At 51.1% G+C, this 17,973-nt stretch carries 17 protein-coding genes; 15 read left to right on the top strand and 2 right to left on the bottom strand.

Annotation, left to right across the window (positions count from 1 at the left end; all coding sequences use genetic code 11):
• The first annotated feature begins 28 nt into the window (after window positions 1-28).
• The 7 genes from htpG to AABA48_RS02895 all read left to right on the top strand — a co-directional run bounded on the left by htpG (window position 29) and on the right by AABA48_RS02895 (window position 6,786).
• Window positions 29-1,981, top strand: coding sequence for a molecular chaperone HtpG (gene htpG, locus AABA48_RS02925; protein ID WP_338271024.1), 1,953 nt, complete (start codon window positions 29-31; stop codon window positions 1,979-1,981).
• Between the two features lie 331 nt (window positions 1,982-2,312).
• Window positions 2,313-2,930, top strand: coding sequence for a hypothetical protein (locus AABA48_RS02920; RefSeq protein ID WP_286352033.1), 618 nt, complete (start codon window positions 2,313-2,315; stop codon window positions 2,928-2,930).
• Between the two features lie 98 nt (window positions 2,931-3,028).
• Complete coding sequence (locus AABA48_RS02915) at window positions 3,029-3,703, top strand: hypothetical protein (protein ID WP_338271021.1); 675 nt, start codon at window positions 3,029-3,031, stop codon at window positions 3,701-3,703.
• A 95-nt stretch (window positions 3,704-3,798) separates the two neighbouring features.
• Window positions 3,799-4,254 (top strand): hypothetical protein, encoded by a 456-nt coding sequence (locus AABA48_RS02910; RefSeq protein ID WP_254278428.1) that lies wholly within the window; start codon window positions 3,799-3,801, stop codon window positions 4,252-4,254.
• A 77-nt stretch (window positions 4,255-4,331) separates the two neighbouring features.
• Window positions 4,332-5,042, top strand: a complete 711-nt coding sequence (locus AABA48_RS02905) for a tetratricopeptide repeat protein (RefSeq protein ID WP_338271018.1) — start codon at window positions 4,332-4,334, stop codon at window positions 5,040-5,042.
• Between the two features lie 52 nt (window positions 5,043-5,094).
• Entirely contained in the window at window positions 5,095-6,174 is a 1,080-nt protein-coding gene (locus AABA48_RS02900; RefSeq protein WP_338271017.1) for a DUF4062 domain-containing protein, read from the top strand.
• A 99-nt stretch (window positions 6,175-6,273) separates the two neighbouring features.
• On the top strand, window positions 6,274-6,786 hold the full coding sequence (locus AABA48_RS02895; protein ID WP_338271016.1) for a S1 family peptidase: 513 nt from the start codon (window positions 6,274-6,276) through the stop codon (window positions 6,784-6,786).
• 14 nt (window positions 6,787-6,800) lie between these two features.
• Here AABA48_RS02895 and AABA48_RS02890 read toward each other — a convergent pair.
• Window positions 6,801-7,975, bottom strand: a protein-coding gene (locus AABA48_RS02890) for an IS3 family transposase (RefSeq protein WP_338270298.1) whose coding sequence is annotated in 2 segments (ribosomal slippage) — window positions 6,801-7,705 and window positions 7,705-7,975 — 1,176 coding nt in all. Because the reading frame shifts where the segments join, the coding sequence is not laid out codon by codon here.
• A gap of 254 nt (window positions 7,976-8,229) precedes the next feature.
• On the opposite strand from AABA48_RS02890, the gene AABA48_RS02885 reads away from it, so the two are divergent.
• The 8 genes from AABA48_RS02885 (at window position 8,230) to AABA48_RS02855 (ending at window position 16,987) form a co-directional block, all read left to right on the top strand.
• Window positions 8,230-8,868 carry a hypothetical protein gene (locus tag AABA48_RS02885; RefSeq protein WP_338271013.1) on the top strand — a complete coding sequence of 213 codons (639 nt, stop codon included), beginning with the start codon at window positions 8,230-8,232 and terminating at the stop codon, window positions 8,866-8,868.
• Between the two features lie 220 nt (window positions 8,869-9,088).
• A complete protein-coding gene (locus AABA48_RS02880) occupies window positions 9,089-9,889 on the top strand; it encodes a hypothetical protein (RefSeq protein WP_338271011.1) in 801 nt (266 codons plus the stop codon).
• 826 nt (window positions 9,890-10,715) lie between these two features.
• Window positions 10,716-11,363, top strand: a complete 648-nt coding sequence (locus AABA48_RS02875) for a methyltransferase family protein (protein ID WP_338271009.1) — start codon at window positions 10,716-10,718, stop codon at window positions 11,361-11,363.
• 298 nt (window positions 11,364-11,661) lie between these two features.
• Window positions 11,662-13,539: a cytochrome c3 family protein gene (locus AABA48_RS02870; protein WP_192905235.1), complete on the top strand. Its 1,878-nt coding sequence runs from the start codon at window positions 11,662-11,664 to the stop codon at window positions 13,537-13,539.
• Window positions 13,540-13,775: 236 nt separating this feature from the next.
• Window positions 13,776-14,114: a helix-turn-helix domain-containing protein gene (locus tag AABA48_RS17400; protein WP_010943034.1), complete on the top strand. Its 339-nt coding sequence runs from the start codon at window positions 13,776-13,778 to the stop codon at window positions 14,112-14,114.
• Window positions 14,101-15,390, top strand: a complete 1,290-nt coding sequence (locus tag AABA48_RS02865) for a type II toxin-antitoxin system HipA family toxin (RefSeq protein WP_338271007.1) — start codon at window positions 14,101-14,103, stop codon at window positions 15,388-15,390. Before AABA48_RS17400 ends, AABA48_RS02865 begins: the two co-directional genes overlap by 14 nt.
• A gap of 203 nt (window positions 15,391-15,593) precedes the next feature.
• Window positions 15,594-16,409 (top strand): hypothetical protein, encoded by an 816-nt coding sequence (locus tag AABA48_RS02860; RefSeq protein ID WP_338271005.1) that lies wholly within the window; start codon window positions 15,594-15,596, stop codon window positions 16,407-16,409.
• Window positions 16,406-16,987, top strand: coding sequence for a DUF4124 domain-containing protein (locus AABA48_RS02855; RefSeq protein ID WP_286352027.1), 582 nt, complete (start codon window positions 16,406-16,408; stop codon window positions 16,985-16,987). Before AABA48_RS02860 ends, AABA48_RS02855 begins: the two co-directional genes overlap by 4 nt.
• Before the next feature lie 114 nt (window positions 16,988-17,101).
• Here the strand turns inward: AABA48_RS02855 and AABA48_RS02850 are convergent, their stop codons facing one another.
• The gene (locus AABA48_RS02850; protein ID WP_286352026.1) at window positions 17,102-17,881 is read right to left on the bottom strand and encodes a pentapeptide repeat-containing protein; all 780 of its coding nucleotides are present in this window, start codon (window positions 17,879-17,881) and stop codon (window positions 17,102-17,104) included.
• Window positions 17,882-17,973: the final 92 nt, after the last annotated feature.

Below are 17,973 nucleotides of genomic sequence, written 5' to 3'. Positions count from 1 at the left end.
CCACACCCCAAAGGAGATCACCATCCCCATGAGCAAGACCGTCAAGAAATTCGAAACCGAAGTCCAGCAGCTCCTGGACCTCGTGATCCACTCCCTCTACTCCAACAAGGACATCTTCCTGCGGGAGCTCATCTCCAACGCCTCCGACGCCATCGACAAGGTCCTCTTCGAGTCCCACCAGAACGCGGCGGTCATCGAGGGCGAGCCCGAAGGAAAGATCAAGCTGATCCCCGACAAGGATGCCGGCACCATCACCATCCGTGACAACGGGGTCGGCATGACCCTGGAGGAAGTGGAGAAGAACATCGGCACCATCGCCCATTCGGGCACCAAGGCATTCCTGGCCAACCTGAAGGAGCAGAACGTGGCCGAGCACCCGGAGCTGATCGGCCAGTTCGGGGTCGGCTTCTACGCCTCGTTCATGGTGGCCGACCGGGTCACCCTCCTCACCCGCCGGGCCGGCCAGGACAAGGCTGCCGGGGTCCGCTGGGAGTCCACCGGCGACGGCACCTACACCGTGGAGGAGTGCACGAAGGAGACCCGCGGCACCGAAATCACCCTCCACCTGAAGGAAGAGATGAAGGAATACCTGGACGAGTGGAAGATCCGCTCCATCGTCCGCAAGTACTCCGACTACGTCCAGTACCCCATCGTCATGGACGTGACCCGCACCGAAGTGCCCAAAGGGGTGAACGGCGAGGAGATCGAAGGGGCCGGCACCATCGAGAAGACCGAAGAGGAAACCCTCAACTCCATGAAGGCCATCTGGACCCGCTCCAAGAGCGAGGTGACCGAGGAGGAGTACGAAGAGTTCTACAAGCACGTCTCCCACGACTTCGAAAAGCCGCTGAAGACCATCCACTACTCGGCCGAGGGGACCAGCGAGTTCAAGGCCCTCCTCTACCTGCCGGCCCACAAGCCCTTCGACCTCTTCATGCCCGAGCGCAAGAAAGGGGTCCAGCTCTACGTGCGCCGGGTCTTCATCACCGACTCCTGCGAACAGCTCCTCCCCGACTACCTCCGCTTTGTCAAGGGGGTGGTGGACTCCAGCGACCTGCCCCTCAACGTCTCCCGTGAGATCCTGCAGGAGGACGTGCAGATCAAGCGCATCCAGAAGAGCCTCGTCGGGAAGATCCTCTCCACCCTCTCCGAGATGAGGGAAAAAGAGGCCGACAGCTACCTGGACTTCTACAAGGAGTTCGGCCCGGTCCTCAAGGAAGGGGTCCACTTCGACTACGCCAACCGGGACAAGCTCCAGGACCTTCTCCTGTTCGAGAGCACCGCCACCGACGCGGGTTCGTTCGTCTCCCTCAAGGAATACGTGGAGCGGATGCCCGAGGGGCAGGAAGAGATCTACTTCATCACCGGCACCAGCCGTGCGGCCCTGGAGCAGTCGCCGCACCTGGAAATCTTCCGCAAGAAGGGGTACGAAGTCCTGTTCCTGACCGATCCGGTGGACGAGTGGGTGGTGCAGGGGCTGCCGGAATACGGCGGCAAAAAGCTCAAGGCCGTTGACCGGGGCGACGTGATCCCCGCCACCGAGGAAGAGAAAAAAGAGCAGGAAGCCAAGCGGGAAGAGGCGGCCAAGCAGTACGGCGACCTCCTCTCCTTCGTGAAGGAGAAGCTGGCCGAGCGGGTGAAAGAAGTGCGGCTCTCCAACCGCCTCACCGACAGCGCCTGCTGCCTGGTGGCCGACGAGCACGGCCTCAACGCCAACATGGAGCGGATTCTCCGGGCCATGAACCAGACCGTGCCCGAGTCCAAGCGAATCCTGGAGCTGAACCCGGACCACCCCATCATGCAGGTCATGGCCACCCTCTTCGGCAAGGACAAGACCAACCCGCGCTTGGCCGACTACTGCGACCTCCTCTACGACCAGGCCCTGCTCACCGAGGGATCGCCCATCGCCGACCCGCTCCGGTTCACCTGCCTCGTTGCCGAACTGATGGTGGCGGACGGCAAGGCCGCCGCGGGGGAATAGGCCGGCAGGCCCCCCTTCCCCGCGCAGTACTCAGCACCAATCCATTCCAGATTCCCGCCATGGGGAGCCGAAGCTTCGGCTCCCCTTTTTTCGTTTCTATTACCGTTGATCGCCGCGTTTTATCGGGATTTTCCTGACTTGACAGGGTGGGTGCGCGCTGAGATAGTTTCGGTGCGGATGTTCATTAACTACTATGAAGTAAAACGTAATGATGGGAAGTGTCCGGAATTTCTCCTGGGGCCGAAGGGGAAGGTAATTAAGTATGATGTCCCCGGAGTTTTACCCTACTAATAACTAGTTGAACAAAATGAAAATGACAGGAGAACGAACCATGAAGAAGATCGTAGGCGTAATTCTGGCGATGGTACTTTCTGGCTGCACAGCCCATTGGACCAACATTGATCTCAAGCCGGAAGGGGCAGATTCACTAAACGCATACTCAGGCGGCAAGAAGACTACAAGTTGTGTGGCTGTCATGAATGACTTACGCGTAAAGTCGAACGGACAAGAAGTCAACGCCAGTTCTGAATTTCAGAAACGTTTCGTTACGAATTTAAAGGACACAAAGATTTTCGAGTCTGTTATTACCGATATGCCTACAACTAAACCAGAAAAATATGTGAATTTTGCTCTGACCGTAAATGAGAATCAAGACACGAATCAAGGAGCAAATGTGGCTAAAGGATTCTTTATTGGGCTATCGCTTTATCTTTTAACCCCTGTATTGCCTCTATCCTACGATTTTGACTCGGAGATGCTTCTGAACGCGACAAGATGGGACGGAAAGACTAAACAGTATGTCGCCAAAGGGCAAGGGAGTGCGAGTTATCACTTGTTTGCCAATGCACCAATGGCAGGCGGAGAGGTGCGGGCAAAGATTACTAACAATAACCTGAATGCACTCATGAACCAACTGGTTCGGGATACAGAATTTCTCTACGGTCTCTGATAACGACTGTTCAACGAAGCGCGGCAGACGGTCGGCGCGGTGAAGCCGCGCCGCCGCTGCGCTCTCAGCCGTTGGGCGATTAGTAAATAGGAGTTCAGATGAAATACCATTTAGAAGAAAAACTTCAATCCTGTCATGTAAAAAAGGAAATGCTGACAAAGTTAGAGGAATATTTTCTGAATAAGGCTCCTGAAATACTCAAAAACTCAGAAGCTAGAGTCTGTTCTTGTGCAAGAATCAAAGAAGAAATGGGTACGCTGGAACTAAATTCAATTTCGGAGTACCAGCATGAGAAGTTCAGTCCATCAACAAAAATGATAAGGCTACAAAATCACTCATTTGGTTCAGAGTCACACACGATTGACGTATATTTCTATAAGGGTGGAAGTGCTACATGCGACATATCCATTACAGGAGAGAACCCAAAAGAAAAAGCTATTGCCATTCTTAATGGAGTTAAAGAGATTGTAGAACAGTACAAAACATATCACGGTGTTTTGCACTCAAGGTTTGTATCTTGGTCACATGCATTACCGGGTGCCGCATTTGCAATGTATTTGTATAACAATAAATATTTAACTGCAGGATGGGCAATCGGAGTCTATTTTGTGCTGTCGATATTGTCATCGCTGGTAGTGGATTACGTATATCCAAAGGTTGATATTGAATCAAGCGCTGTAATCTCGCCAAAGAAGATATTTCATTACATCTTAACGGTTGTGGTAATTGGAATATTTGTGGCTGGATTCATTCAATCCCGTCTTTTTAAGTGATTTGAGAACAGCGCCAACAAGGCTTACGACCCGCCAGAAAAGACTGGCGGGTCAAAGCCATGCCCGTTGAATGATTAAAAACGGAGAATAAAGAAATGAACTGGAAATCATTTGCCTTCGGGTTTGTTGCTGGAGTTGCTCTCCTTTCTGCCATTAGCCACTGGAGAGCAAGACCGCAAAATGTTATCGCTTCCTGGCCAGATGATGACAACAAAAAAGGAATGCAGATGATTGCGCCATGGGTAACAGAGGCGAGAGTAGGAAGGCTGGGTCCTTTCGTTGCGATGGTTCCAAATAAATTTGATGCCAGCCCGGAAGCATTACTTCAACCAGTAAAATCGAAAAGTCCATGGATTTACGTCAAAGGCGAGGAAGTAATGATTCACGACAGCAAGAAAAGGGCAATATCCATCGATTTCAATGCGTCAAACGGAGAATTTAGTTCTTACACCTTTCATCCTGATTTGACCACTGCAACAGGGCCAAGTTTCACGGATAAAAACCTGACAGGCGTTATGGAAAAATTCGAGACCCAAGCGAAGAAAAAGTGAGCATTCAACCAGGAAGAAGCAGCGGCCTAAAACCGCCGCTGTTCTCCCGGCCCGTTGAGCAAAACATGGAGATGAGAATGAGCAAACGGATAAACTACTTGGCTGCTTGTCTGATAAGCCTGATGTTGCTTGCGAGTGGATGTGCAACAAACCACGGGACAAGAATTGACAACATTCCTATGTACGGCCAACCGAAAGTTGAACGCCCTGAATTTCTGAAAAAAGCTGATGATGATTTTGTCAAACAAGCCTCCGGTGGCTTCAGTAGCCGTGAGGCTGCAAGCAAGGCATGGCACGCACAAGCTGAAAAATTTATGCAAGAAGGTAACGTTGACTATGCCATGAGGCGATACAATCAGTCTTGGCTGCTCAACCCTAACAATTACCAACCCTACTGGGGGTTCGCTCGGGTCGTAGCGGAACAAGACAAGCTTGATGATGCGATTGAATATTTAGAAAAAGCGAAAAGTCTCTGTGACGATAATTTTCAAAAGGTAGCCTTACTCGCCGATGCTGGAACAATCTATTCATACAAGGCTGACAGCATTCCTAAAGACAACCTCAATGAACGGGCACGCTATTTCACTCTCGCAAATCAGAATTTCATCGAAAGTACAACTCTCGACCCCAAATATTCCGACTCCTGGCTTCGCTGGTCGCACTCTCTGTTCAGAGAAGGTAAGTATGCTGAGGCGTGGGAAAACCTGAAAAAGGCCAGATCGCTTGGCGCAAAGGAAAGTACGGTATTCCTGAAAAGTCTAGAAGAAAAAATGCCTGAACCGAAATAAGAAGCAAATGCTCAACACAGCCATAGACTCCGACTCCCTTCGGTCGCGGGTCATGGCCAGCCCCGTTGTGCAGACCAGCAATAAAGGAACCGAAATGAACAAGAAATATCAGATCTTTGTTAGTTCTACATACGATGACCTCAAGGATCAGCGGGATCAAGTCATCAAGGCAATACTTGAGATGGGGCATATTCCAGTAGGAATGGAGATGTTCAGTGCTGGTGATGAGGAACAGTGGAAAGTAATAAAAAGAGCAATTGATGAAAGTGATTATTACATTGTCATCGCTGCCCACAGATATGGGTCTGAATTGAATGGCGTCAGTTTTACCGAGATGGAATATGATTATGCCGTCAGCAGGCAAATACCTGTCATCGGTTTAGTATTGGAAGATGCGGTATCTTGGCCTTCTAATTTTGTTGATCGTGAACCTAGTAAAGTCGAAAAACTAGTTTCATTTAAAGAAAAAATAAAGAAAAAGATGGTCAAGCATTGGAAGAACACTGAAGATTTGTACGGGAAGTGTTCCATATCTCTGATGAAGTCATTTAATCTGCTACCACGGGTAGGATGGATTAAAGGAGACACAGTAACTAGTGAAGAAGCAAATCAAGAGATAATAAAGTTAAGAAAGCATGTCGATTCGTTGACCCAGCAAATTAACGAGTATGAACAACAGGCCGGCATAAAGTCTCGCTCGTATGCCCAAGGCAGAGAAGAAGTCAAACTAAAAGGGCACTTCGACGTGACAGACCCAAATCGAGAGAACTGGCGGCGTCGAATAAAACTCAAAGATATTGAAACTACAATAACTATGCGTTGGCAAGATGTCATAGCGTTTGTCCTCCCGGCTATGACATCACTTCCCTCAGAGCAACAATTTAGGAACTTTTTAGGCCGGCTCTTTCGGGACAATCTGCCTTCGGCGCTACTTGACGAGCATCAGCCATGCTCCGTTGAACACGTAAGAATGTCTGAAGAGTCATATAACGCCGTCAAGATACAAATTCTAGCTCTCGGATATGCAGAGCTGATAGATGATGAAAAATCTGACCGTAGAAAAGCCATATGGTCGCTTACCAAAAGCGGACTTCGAGAAATGTACCAGACACATGCACAACCCGCAGACTAGGATAATAACCAAAGCACAACCATCGGCGGCAGACGGTCTTCGCTTCGCTCCGCCGCTGGCGCCTCACTACCGTTGAACCGCAAAGGAATTGAAACGATTATGAATGACAGTACGCAACTTGGAGAATATAAGTTTCCCCCGGAGGCAAGCTACAAAGAAGCTACTGGTCCATACCAAGTGAAGCTATTTTGCATTGGTGAAGATGGTCCTTTATATCCAGTAGGGTCTGGCACTCTATTAAGCATAAACAACAGGAATTTCATCATTACTTGCTGGCATGTAATTCAGAAAGCTAACGCCATTGAGAATGTGGCATTTTATGAACCTACTCCTGACGACAAAGCGCGACCGATCAGAAGCAGCAGCATCTATTTATTTAAAAATGAAGATATAGCTTTTCTAGAGATAGAACCCTCTTATGTACCATACTTAAAGACCAAGCAAGTCGCCAGCTATGGTTTGATCAACAATCAAGTTACAATGCATTTAACATCAATATCTACTGTGATTTTACATGCAGTCCCTTACGAAAGAACGGATCTTTCGTTTGAAAAAAAAGAAATCACGCTGAACACATTTCCTTACGTCACTTTTGGGGTCGGTCGTCAATAGCGGACACCAAAGCCCTATGCTGCTCTTAGCTCTTTGAAATATCTCCGCTCATAGGCAGCAGGCGAGAGATAGTCCAATCGCTTCTGGCGCCTTTGGCGGTTGTAGAAGATTTCGATATACTCTGTGATCTCCTGCATCGCTTCGCGCCGGGTGGCGTAGCGGCGATGATGGACCAACTCGTTCTTCAGCATTCCCCAGAAACTCTCGATGGGGGCGTTGTCGTAGCAGTTGCCTCGGCGGCTCATCGACGCCTGCATGCCGAACTGTTCAAGTAATTTTCGGTACTCCAGGGCGCAATACTGGCTGCCCCGGTCCGAATGGTGGATCAACCCTGCCGCCGGACGCTTGGCCGCCACGGCGCGGAAAAGGGATTGGCTAACCAGGTTCCTCGTCATCCTTTCGCCCATCGCGTAACCCACGACCTCTCCGGTGAAGAGGTCTTTATGGCCGGCGAGATAGAGCCAGCCCTCGGCGGTGGGGATGTAGGTGAGATCGGTTACCCAGACCTGATTGGGGGCTTCGGCCGCAAAGTTCTGCCCCAGAAGATTCTCGGCAACCGGCAGCGAGTGGTCGGAGTTCGTTGTTGCCTTGAACTTCTTCACTTGTTTGCAGCGAATGCCATGTGCCTTACGGATGCGCTTGATCCGGTGGACCCCGACCCGAACGCCGTGCTCGGCGAGATCGGTCTGTAATCGTTCCGGTCCGTAGGTTTCCCGGGTTCTCTTGTGAGCCGCCTTGATCTCGATGACGAGCCGTGTCTCCTCTTTCTGACGTGGCGAGTCCGGGCGCTTCAGCCAAGAGTAATAACCGCTTGGCGAAACCTCCAGAGTTCGGCAGAGCAGAGGCACAGGGAACTCAGATCGAAGCTCTTTGATCACCGCGTACCGGGCAGCGACTCCTTGGCAAAGTACGCGGCGGCTTTTTTTAGGATGTCGCGCTCCTGCTTGACCTGGGCCAGTTCCCGCTTGACCCGATCGAGTTCTTGCTCGACCTCGGTCAAAGGGCGCTGCTGGCCCCCGATGTCCCCGAGCTTCCCGGCCTTGAACGCTCTCACCCAATTTTCAAGGGTGGACTTCGGCAGGGAGAGCTGGCGGGATGCCTCGTAGGCAGACACGCCGTCTTCAACAACCAATTTCACGGCCTCGCTCCGAAACTCCTTCGAGTAGCGACTGTTAGGACCTCTCATCATTTCGACACCTCCGTTAAATGGGGTAATTAACATTGGTGTCCGATTTTTTCAACTTACCCCAAAATCAGGCGACATAATACTTTTTGAAGGAACCTTGAATTTCTCTGAGTTAGCTGGCAATTGGTCAACCTCTCTAAACGATTCAAGGTTTATTCGATTTGAGAAGAATGCCTAACCAGCCGGTTAGACGCGGCCTGATGGCCGGTCAACCGGACACCCCGTTGATCGCAGAATAACAACGAAAAGGAGGCAAAATGAAAGTTATTAAATCTGGCGGTTTGTTGATTTCCTGTTGCATGTTGTGTGGATGTTTGTCCGGCGGAGTCAATTACACAAGACCAACTCAAGCTAATAATAGCAAGTCAAATTCTGTGGTCATTGAAAAATCAAAAGAAACAATATGGAAAGAATTGATTCCTGCTCTTGGGAAGGAGTTCTGGGTTATTAACAACATCGATAAGGATTCTGGATTGATTAATATAAGTTATAACGGTGATCCAGAGAAATATATAGATTGTGGAACAATCGATTCATCAGTTAGTAACGCCAGAGGAGATAGAAAATATGTTTTCCCAGCTTCAAAAGCCTACGAGAAATATGAAGCAGTGGCAAACAACAATTTGATTTTTGTTGAGAGAAAAATGACGCTAGAAGGCAGAATCAACCTGATAGTACAAGAAATCACCACAAATCAATCACAAGTAAGCGCTAATTCAAAATACGTAGTGACAAAATCTTTTATTGCGCGAGACGTGATGGGTCACAGCCAATCCGACACCGAAACAATATCATTCAATTCTGGCCAAGGTAGCTCGTTCAAGCAAGGACAGACCGAATGTTACGCTACTGGCGAACTGGAAGCTGCTGTTCTAGGATTACTTAAAAGCAAGTAAGTTCCAAGTAGCACAATGTACGCTAGAGGTAATAAAATTGCGAATTTCTCCCCTTCATTTACCAAGAACACTACCCAGTAAAGATTCAATTCGGTCTTTCGGAGACAATCAATACAGTTACGAGGCACAATTTTGGGAGCTTCAATATCAAGTTTGTCGGTATCTTGAAAGAGTACCAAGCCCCGAACTCGCAGAGCGATACACATGCATTCTCAATAATATGAAAGCGTTGATTAGTCGTGATCGAGACGTAATACCTATTCAAAGTTTTTTGAGTTCTTGGTACTGGTATCGAAAAGAGCATCTGACACGATATGAATTTGCCCTTCGCGGTCTTCAACTGCCGATTTCACCTCCCTATGAAATTGTTATTGATAACAGTTCTGACAATGCTCCTATCCGTCCTAAGCATGTCAATGCTGGCGATGTACTTTTTCGGTATGACAGCCGACAAAGTGACGAAAGTTGCCATGTTGCTGCAATGATTCGCAATGGGATAGTTCGTATTCGTCCTGCTTCTGACTTCAAGAAGATGGAGCAAGATAACGCCCGGCAGGACGAAGAGCTTTCAAAGAAATCATTTCTATCAGGGTCACACACCCGTATTACAACACAAGACGGTAGGGAACTACCCATCATCGGTAACGTTCAACAAAGCGTATCAATGCCAAATTATTACGTTTGGTGTGTGGCTTGCGATTGGGATCAGGACCTATTCGCTCATTTTAAAGCAAACTGCTGCATAGTTATTAAGGATGGCGATGAATTCGCACGCCGGCTTGAGGATGCGGCATCAGAGCTTTTGCCTGGCTGGTATTTCCACCACAATCCTGTGCAGTACTTTGACCCTTACGAAAGGCTCAAGGATGAATTTTTTGATGCGGCTATGTCCAAGGATTTTCGATTTGCCTACCAGCGTGAGTACCGGTTTCTTTGGGTTCCACAAAATGGAGAGACTGCAATAGGTTTCAAATTCCCTCAACTTGGCTGCCTGGAAGGGTTGGCTGAGATTTTTGAGTAGCAGCAATATGGCCCAACAATCGGCGGCACTCAGTCGGCTCGGAAAAATCCTCGCGCCGCTGGTGCGCCTCATAGCCGTTGAGCGAGGAGAAAGATAAAACCGAGGAGTTGCCGGTTTTATGCAGTCTGCCGGAGAAGTAACCTGGTGGAGTTTTTTGAAAAATCGGAAAAAGCAAAAAAGCCAGAAAAGGTAGGAAACATCCCGCGTCGCAGTCTTTTTGACATAATCGAAACAAGAAAAATCGGAAACGGCAGGAAAAGGCAAAAACCGAGATGAAAGAGTACCTAGAAAAGCGATACTCGTGCCCACATTGCCGACGGCAATTTACACTCCTTGATTATTCCAAATCAATTGGCTTCGGAGTGTTTCACCCGGCTTGCTGTTACGGAGGATTAGTTGAGATAAAATGCCGATCATGTGGATCGGAATCATGCCCGAGAAGACCATACGCCCTCAATTTCATTTTTGCTGTAGTGTCAATAATCATCCTTGTGGAGTGGGTGTATCTTGTGTCGGTCGGCGCAATATCATTTTTTACACTGCCACTTCTCGTAGTCAGTAATTACTGCATGCAGAATTCTGGGGACACCATATTTAATTACCTATTGACAAGCGCATTAACCATCACCAACGTGCCTCCATGGCCAGAATTGCACGCGTCATAGCAACGGGGCAACCGAAGAATGCCAACATTCTTCAATGATGAGGATTACCGAGCATATATCGCTCTGCTCGGCGAATGGTGCCGGAAATGTGGCGTAGATAGCCCCGGCACCCAGGTTACACGTGTTAAAGATTTGAGTCGTTCCCTGAAGGGTGGCTTGCCGTGAAAAGCTTCATGATTAGATATGCCATGACGGTGTCAGCAGGCATGTTTTGCGTGTTGGGCTTGCTGATGGCCGGCGATCGGCTCTTAGAGCCTGTTACCATCAGCGTGATCGTTGTGTTGTTCGCGTGGGCGGCGATTGAGTTCCTGCTGGGACGTACCCGGCCTGTGGAAGGTATCGTGCCGAGCCATCGCTTGATTGGCTTATCACGCGCGGGATGGGTGTTCTCTGTTATATACTCATGGCTAGACGTCAGGCATGGATGGACGCACGTAGATATCACGCCATCAGTTGCCGCAGCCATGCTGCTGCTATGCCTCGCCGCGCTCATCCTTCGCTTTTGGGCCATCATGCACCTTGGACCTTCGTTTACCTACGACGTGAAGCGGCCTCAAGGCAATGCGCTTGTACAAACGGGACCTTATCGGCTGGTCAGGCATCCGGGGTATCTTGGCATAGTCTTTCTGGCAACGGTTCCGGGGCTTGCTGTTGGCAGCTTGGCGGGATTTGCGGGGCTACTGGCAACCACGCTGGTCCAGACGATCATCCGCATCAATGCCGAGGACCGCATGCTTGAAGAAAATTTTGGTGAAGCTTTTCGCGAATATGCGCGCAAGACGCGCCGGCTTTTGCCGTATCTGTACTGAAAAACGATCTGGTGTTTGAGAGGAACCTAGTGGGCAGAGCGTTCTACGCGAAGTTGGGTTTTGAGTTCATGCACAAGAAGGTACACGATCAGACAGGTTTCGAACTCATGCGGCTGCGGCTGGCAGCAAATCGGAATTCCGGGGGCACCTTATTTAATTGTAAATGAGATACGTAAGGTGTCCCCGGAATTTAAAAGACCCCATTAGTCCCCTGTAAGATTCTCCTTGTTTACCCTCCTGCAGAAGATATACTTCTATGGTTAATTCTTCACAACTCCGAGGAAGAAAGGATTACCAGATGAAGGCGATGATTGCAGCAGTACTGTTGTTAAGTGCCGGGGCTGCCTGGGGGGGTGATGCAACCTCCGGCTGCGTGATCTGCCATGGTGACAGGGTTTCTCTCAGGGAGCAGGGGGCTGAGGCCATGTATCTCGATCCTGCACAGGTCGATCGCGAAGTCGGGATGAACGGAAAACCGACCTGCGTGGACTGTCACCTCGGTGACCCAAAAGCCCGGGACAAGGTTTCAGCCCATAAGGGCATGCTGGCTCCTTTTCTGGTAGCTGCAGGTAAAACCCTTAAGGGACAGGCAGTTCCCCGTGCTGCAGTTGGAGCTCTTCAGCCGTTGGTGCCGAAGGGGGACGGCATGAACAGTATGATTCCAAATGGTGATCCCCAAAAATTGGAAGCTGCCGGGATCAAGCGGATAGTCGGCATCCAATGGCATGACCGTGATCCCGATACGATGGCCTATGCACCGAAAGTGGCGGAACAGACCTGCGGCAAGTGCCATGGAAGTACGGTGAAGGACTATAACCGTTCCGCAAAGGGATTGACCAAGAACCAACGGGCGTTCCGCGATTGGACTGAGAAACAGCCCGGACCACAAAACTGCGGTATGTGGCCCGGTCAGAACGAGGAACTGATTCGCAGTCGGACGGCAATTCCCTATACTGCGGCGATGAATGGGGCCATGGAGCGGTCATGCAATATGTGTCATGCTTCGTGCAACGACTGCCATTTCAAGCCGGTTGCCGGCAAGGGAACCCATGCGTTTGGCAAGCCGGATACTCCCAGCTGTTATGGTGAGGGAAGGGGTAGTATCTGCCACGCCGGGCCCATGGATCGTCGCCGCGGAGCCGGCTACGTGCGTGGCGAGTATGCATTCCCGGCGAATCTGCCCCAAGGCGCCCATGTCAAGGCCGGTCTGGAATGCCTTGATTGTCACAAGCCGGTCAACCACCAATTCGGACATTTGGCCGCTGATGATGCCCGAAATGCCTGCAAAAAATGTCATGCTGCTATTGTCAAGGCGGTGGCTGCCTCAAAACACAGAAAGGTCGACTGCACATCATGCCATATTACGGTTTCCGGGGCATATCAGTATACATTCTGGGGACAGGGGCATTACTACGGGGTGGAGACCCCCTATGGTAAACACAAGGAATACTACGGTACCCGAGATCTGCCCACCATTATCAAAAATCCTGCCGGCCGCTGGATTCCGGTCAAGCCATATCCCATGGCGGTGTTGAATCAAACCAAGGAATTAGGGCCGACCGGACTGCTGTTCCGTGCTATTCCCAAGCGTTCCGTGCCGGGTAACCCAAAGATCGGCGAACCGCTGACATTCGAAGTCTCACGGAAAGCCACCGATGTGAATGATGCCTATATTGTGGTGGGAACTCGCAAGGACCTGGCGTCGGGCAACAACGCAGTTCTCTGGATTCAGATGGATAAACTAAGCCATGCCATGGGCAAGCCTCGCAATTGCGGAAGCTGTCATGACAGCAGTGCTCAGGTCGGTAAGTCGGAGTGGAGTTTCTTTGAAGATCGTGACGTAACCAAACCATTTGCGGGGAGTTATACAATTGTTGCCGATAATAACGGAATCCGTTTCACTGACGTGAGGTGGGAGCAGCCGAGTCTGGCACCAAACCGCAAACTTGAGGATTTCGCCCCGTTTGCTGTATTGCCGGCCACTGCCTGGGACGTGGCGGGAATAAACTTTGCCATTCCCTATAACAAGAAGCGGACCGATGCGGCACGCGATGAACTCGGGCGCTTTCTGGCAGAACTGGAAAAGAAAGGTGACAGCTCCAAAACCGCTGAGCTTCGCATGATTGCTTATCATAACCTGGCGATGGCGAAAAAGATGCTGAAGACTATGAAATAAATAGTGTTTTGTGGTGGACGAAGAAGGCCGCGTCCCTTTCGGAGCGGCCTTCTTTTGTGGATACTCATCACGAGAGGAATGCTGAGTTCCGTGAGTTCCGGGGACACCATACCTAATTCAAGAGAGATGAGTATGGTGAGAGGTGGCCCCTAACCCTCATTGACAATTTACCCCCAAAAATGGATACTATGATGTACTTTAAGCAACCAAAGATCACTATAGTATCCAGGTGACGTATGCCATCATCACAAAACAGAACGTACCTCCCTGCTACCCGCGAGGCGACGGAACTCCTCGGCAAGCTAATCCGACTGGAGCGGCGGGAGCGCAGGATGTCTGAGGCCGAATTAGCCGGACGCGCTGGTATAGCTCGCCGGACATTGCAAAGAATCGAACGCGGCGATCCGGGGTGTGCAATCGGGTTATTTTTCGAACTGGCTGTCTTAGTGGGGGTGACGTTGTTTGACTCTGACGACCGTTCCACTATTACTATGCATTTAGATCGGGTGAACGACAGGCTCGCAGTCCTGCCCAGCCGGATCAGGTCTTCGACAAAGGTTCATGATGAATTCTAATCTAACAGAGCTATATGTCTGGATCTGGCTTCCGAACGAGACAGAACCGGTTGTTGCAGGGAGACTCGCGGCGCAGGGGCGGACCTACATCTTTAACTATGGCCGCAGCTACTTGGAACGCCACAATGCCATACCTATTTACGACGCCGAGTTGCCGCTGACGTCCGGCGTCATCCCCCTCGTTGCAGGACTCACTATGCCGGGTTGCTTGCGTGACGCATCCCCCGATGCGTGGGGGCGTCGGGTAATTCTGAATAAAAGGTTTGGTAAAACAGCCTTACAGATTGACCCGGGGAGTATTGATGAACTGAGCTATCTGATCGAGTCCGGCTCAGATCGGATAGGGGCGCTCGATTTCCAACGTTCTCCAACGGAGTACATACCCAGGCTTGCTTCCGGCGCTCCCTTGGAAGAGCTGATCAAGGCCGCCGAATTGGTCGAAAAGGGAGTGCCGCTCACTCCTGAACTTGCTCAAGCGCTGCAGCATGGTACCTCTATTGGCGGGGCACGGCCGAAAGCATTGGTGCAAAGCGACAATCACAAGTTCATTGCCAAATTTTCTACTTCAACCGACCTTTACTCAGTTGTTAAAGCCGAGTTTATCGCCATGAAGCTGGCGCTTATGGCTAGTTTGCACGTGGCCCCGGTGAACCTTTTGCAAGTAGCCGGCAAGGACGTTTTAATGGTGGAGCGATTTGATCGTGTTGCAGCGCCTGCCGGTTGGCAACGGAAAGGGATCGTTTCCGCATTGACGATGCTGCAGCTGGACGAGATGATGGCACGGTATGCGAGCTATCATGATTTGGCGAATTTGGTGCGGCAACGATTCATGCGTGCCCCGTCAACGCTGAGAGAACTCTTTTCCCGCCTTGCCTTCAACATCTTAATCGGCAACACCGACGACCACGCCCGTAACCATGCTGCTTTTTGGGATGGTCGCATGCTGCAGCTTACCCCTGCTTACGACATTTGCCCGCAGTCGCGGACCGGGCGGACAGCATCGCAGGCAATGCAGATTTCAGACGGCCAAAACTCAAGCCAGATTACCACCTGCCTGAAAGCGGCTCCACACTTCCTGCTCAACGAAGCAGAGGCGGGCCTGATCATTGAAGGGCAGATCCGTTGTATTGAGGAGAACTGGTCAACGATCTGTGAAGAAGCGGAGTTGAGCGAGATTGACCGCAACCTGATGTGGAGAAATCAGGTGCTTAATCCCTTTGCCTTTGAAGGGTTAGAGGGCAGTTCGCTCGATGGGTTAGCAAAAAAGTACCGTTAAGCCAATGGAAGACAGTGGGGTCAGGAAGTTTTTGCCTTCTTGCTATGCTGGGAGGTGCCTTTTATGTGATTATCAGGCTTCCAGCGCTGAGTTCCGGGGACACCGAGTTCCGGGGACACCATACCTAATTCAAGAGAGATGAGTATGGTGTCCCCACGAATTCCCCCCAGAGTTCCCCAAAATTCTGCCGCCGAGAGGAAATAATGATGAAACTGCTTGCCCGCACTATTTTCTTGAGCTTAGCACTACTATTCGCCAGCTGCGGAGACAGGAACCATTCTCCCGAGGCCATGGTTTCTGGACACGTGACCAAACTCCAATTCAACACGGCCCCTTCGGGGGCACAGGGCAACGTGGTTGCCAAGGCAGCGTTCGCCAACTTTAGCGGGGCAGTCGTAGAGGCATTCTTGGTAGACGACTATGGGAACAAGAAAGACGGTTCTCTCGGGACAGCGGTGTGCGATTCTTTCGGAACCTATCGGATGACTCTGCCAGCGGAGACCAGGAAGGCCGGCGTACTCGTTATCGGAGTCATGCTGGATGACCCGACTAGTGCTATGCGTGCCTTCATCACAGGTCCAATTGTTGACATCGACCCAGTATCCGAGTACGTGTTCCGAGACACAATACGACCTGGACATCCTCTTGGACAGGTACCTGCCTCTGACCTTGTTGCTCACACCGAGTCTGTCCGATTCTCCATCCAAGAGATCAGCTTTGATCAAGCCGAAACCCTGTCGGATGCCCTTGTGGCAATCTACACTTTCTGCAATCCGCCGCTTTTGGGCAATAGCGAGCTATCGGTCCAAGCTGTGGCTGACGCGATTACGCGCTACCTCGAGCTTCGCCCCAATTCAGCAGACACCGTGGAGGGGATCAGATGCTGGTGGATAGATTGGGGGATGTACCAAGGATCGGACGTAACAACTCAGATAGCCTTGGAGCTTCTTGAGCAGCAGGGCGTGGTAGAGCAACTGGCAATCGGGAACCGAATCTTTTGGCGGAAGAAACGGGCATGAGACTGGTCTTTTCTCTCAGCCCTGCATTCATAATAGCCGCGATGTGCTTCTCGGCCTCTGTTTGTCCAGGGGTCCGTGCCGAGGATTCGGCCACCTATGAATGGACGGATGACCAGGGGACGGTTACGTTTTCCGACAATCCGGCGCGCATTCCGGACAACCAGAGGAAACGGGTCAAAAAGAGAGCGGACATCACAGGAGAAGCGTCTCAGGCGGTGATTGAGCAGAAGACCGCCCCTGTCAAAAAGCAGCAGCCGCAGAGGGTGGAAAGCTATGGCGGTCATGGCGAGGGCTGGTGGCGACAACAATTTTCCAACACCCGGGCGGAGATAGCGCAAACCAGGGCCGACCTGGAAACCAAGCGGCAGAACCTCAAAACCCTCCATTACAAAATGGCCGTAAGCAACGCCACGACCCAGGGCATATTCGGCAATCCCAGGGAAAACCGGAACAATTACCGGGCCGCGCACGATGATATCCGCGAGGGCGAAAAACAGCTCGAGGCTCTGGAGCAGAAACTCGTCGACCTGGAAGGTGAGGCGGCACGCCATGGAGTCCCGTTTGAATGGCGCAGATGATGCCGCAAGGGAGGCCATCAGGAGGGAAAAAAGGGGACAGGCTGCTTTTATATCGGCTGTAATAAACCTGCCTGCCCCCTCGTTATCGCAGACCACCACCCCCCGGATCACTTTTTATTTCCCGCATTTCGTCGTTGCATCGAACAGAGCTCCTGCCTCCTGAAGATCGGCGCACCTGACCGGATCGAAGCTCTCCCCCAATCTGTTGGTTGCCGTGTCATAGATCGACACGGAGTGAAACCTGGATTGCCGTAAATCCGCTCCCGTGAAATCCGCTCCCTTCAGTTTTGCATCCCTGAGTAGTGTGCCGTTGAACGTTGCCCCTCGAAAGGTGGCCCCTTCAAGGTCCAGGGAACCGAGATCGGTTGACGAAAGATCGGCAAAGGAGAAGTTTGCCCCCCTCAGCACGGCACCGCTGAGATTGGCATACTTGAGCTTGGCCCCCGAGAAATCCGCATTGGTCAGGTTTGCCTGGCTGAAGTTGCCCTTTTCGACGTTCACCTTGCGCATGTCGGCACCCGACAGGTTCGCGCCAATGAACTTCGAATGGTGGATGTATGCCCCGCTGCAGTGTGCCGAAGTCATGTCGGCCTTATTGAATATCGCCTCATCCAGGCTTGCACCATCCATGTGAACGCCGGTCAGGTTTGCGCCGGTAAAGTTGCACTCGCCACAGTCATCAATTGCGGCTGCACGCAGGTCAGCCCCGGTGAAGTTGGATTCGTCCAGCTTTATTCCCTTGAGATCAACCCCCTTCAAGTCGGCACTCACAAAGTCACAATGTTCGCACTCTCCGAGCGATTTGGCGCGTTCGATCACCAGGGGGTCGAATGCGTGGGCCGTAGCAATGCTCAAAAGACCGAATACGGCTAATGTCACCAGCTTGGTGAACATTGGGAACCTCCTTGGAAGCGGAATAAAATTCCTGTCAATTATATCATCTGCATGCGTCCCGACAGAAAATGCCCGGCAATGAATACCCCCGG

Source organism: Geobacter sp. 60473 (genome assembly GCF_036323535.1).
GTDB lineage: Bacteria > Desulfobacterota > Desulfuromonadia > Geobacterales > Geobacteraceae > Geobacter > Geobacter sulfurreducens.
Note: the sequence above shows the minus strand (reverse complement) of the source record. Positions and strands in the feature narration are given on the sequence as shown.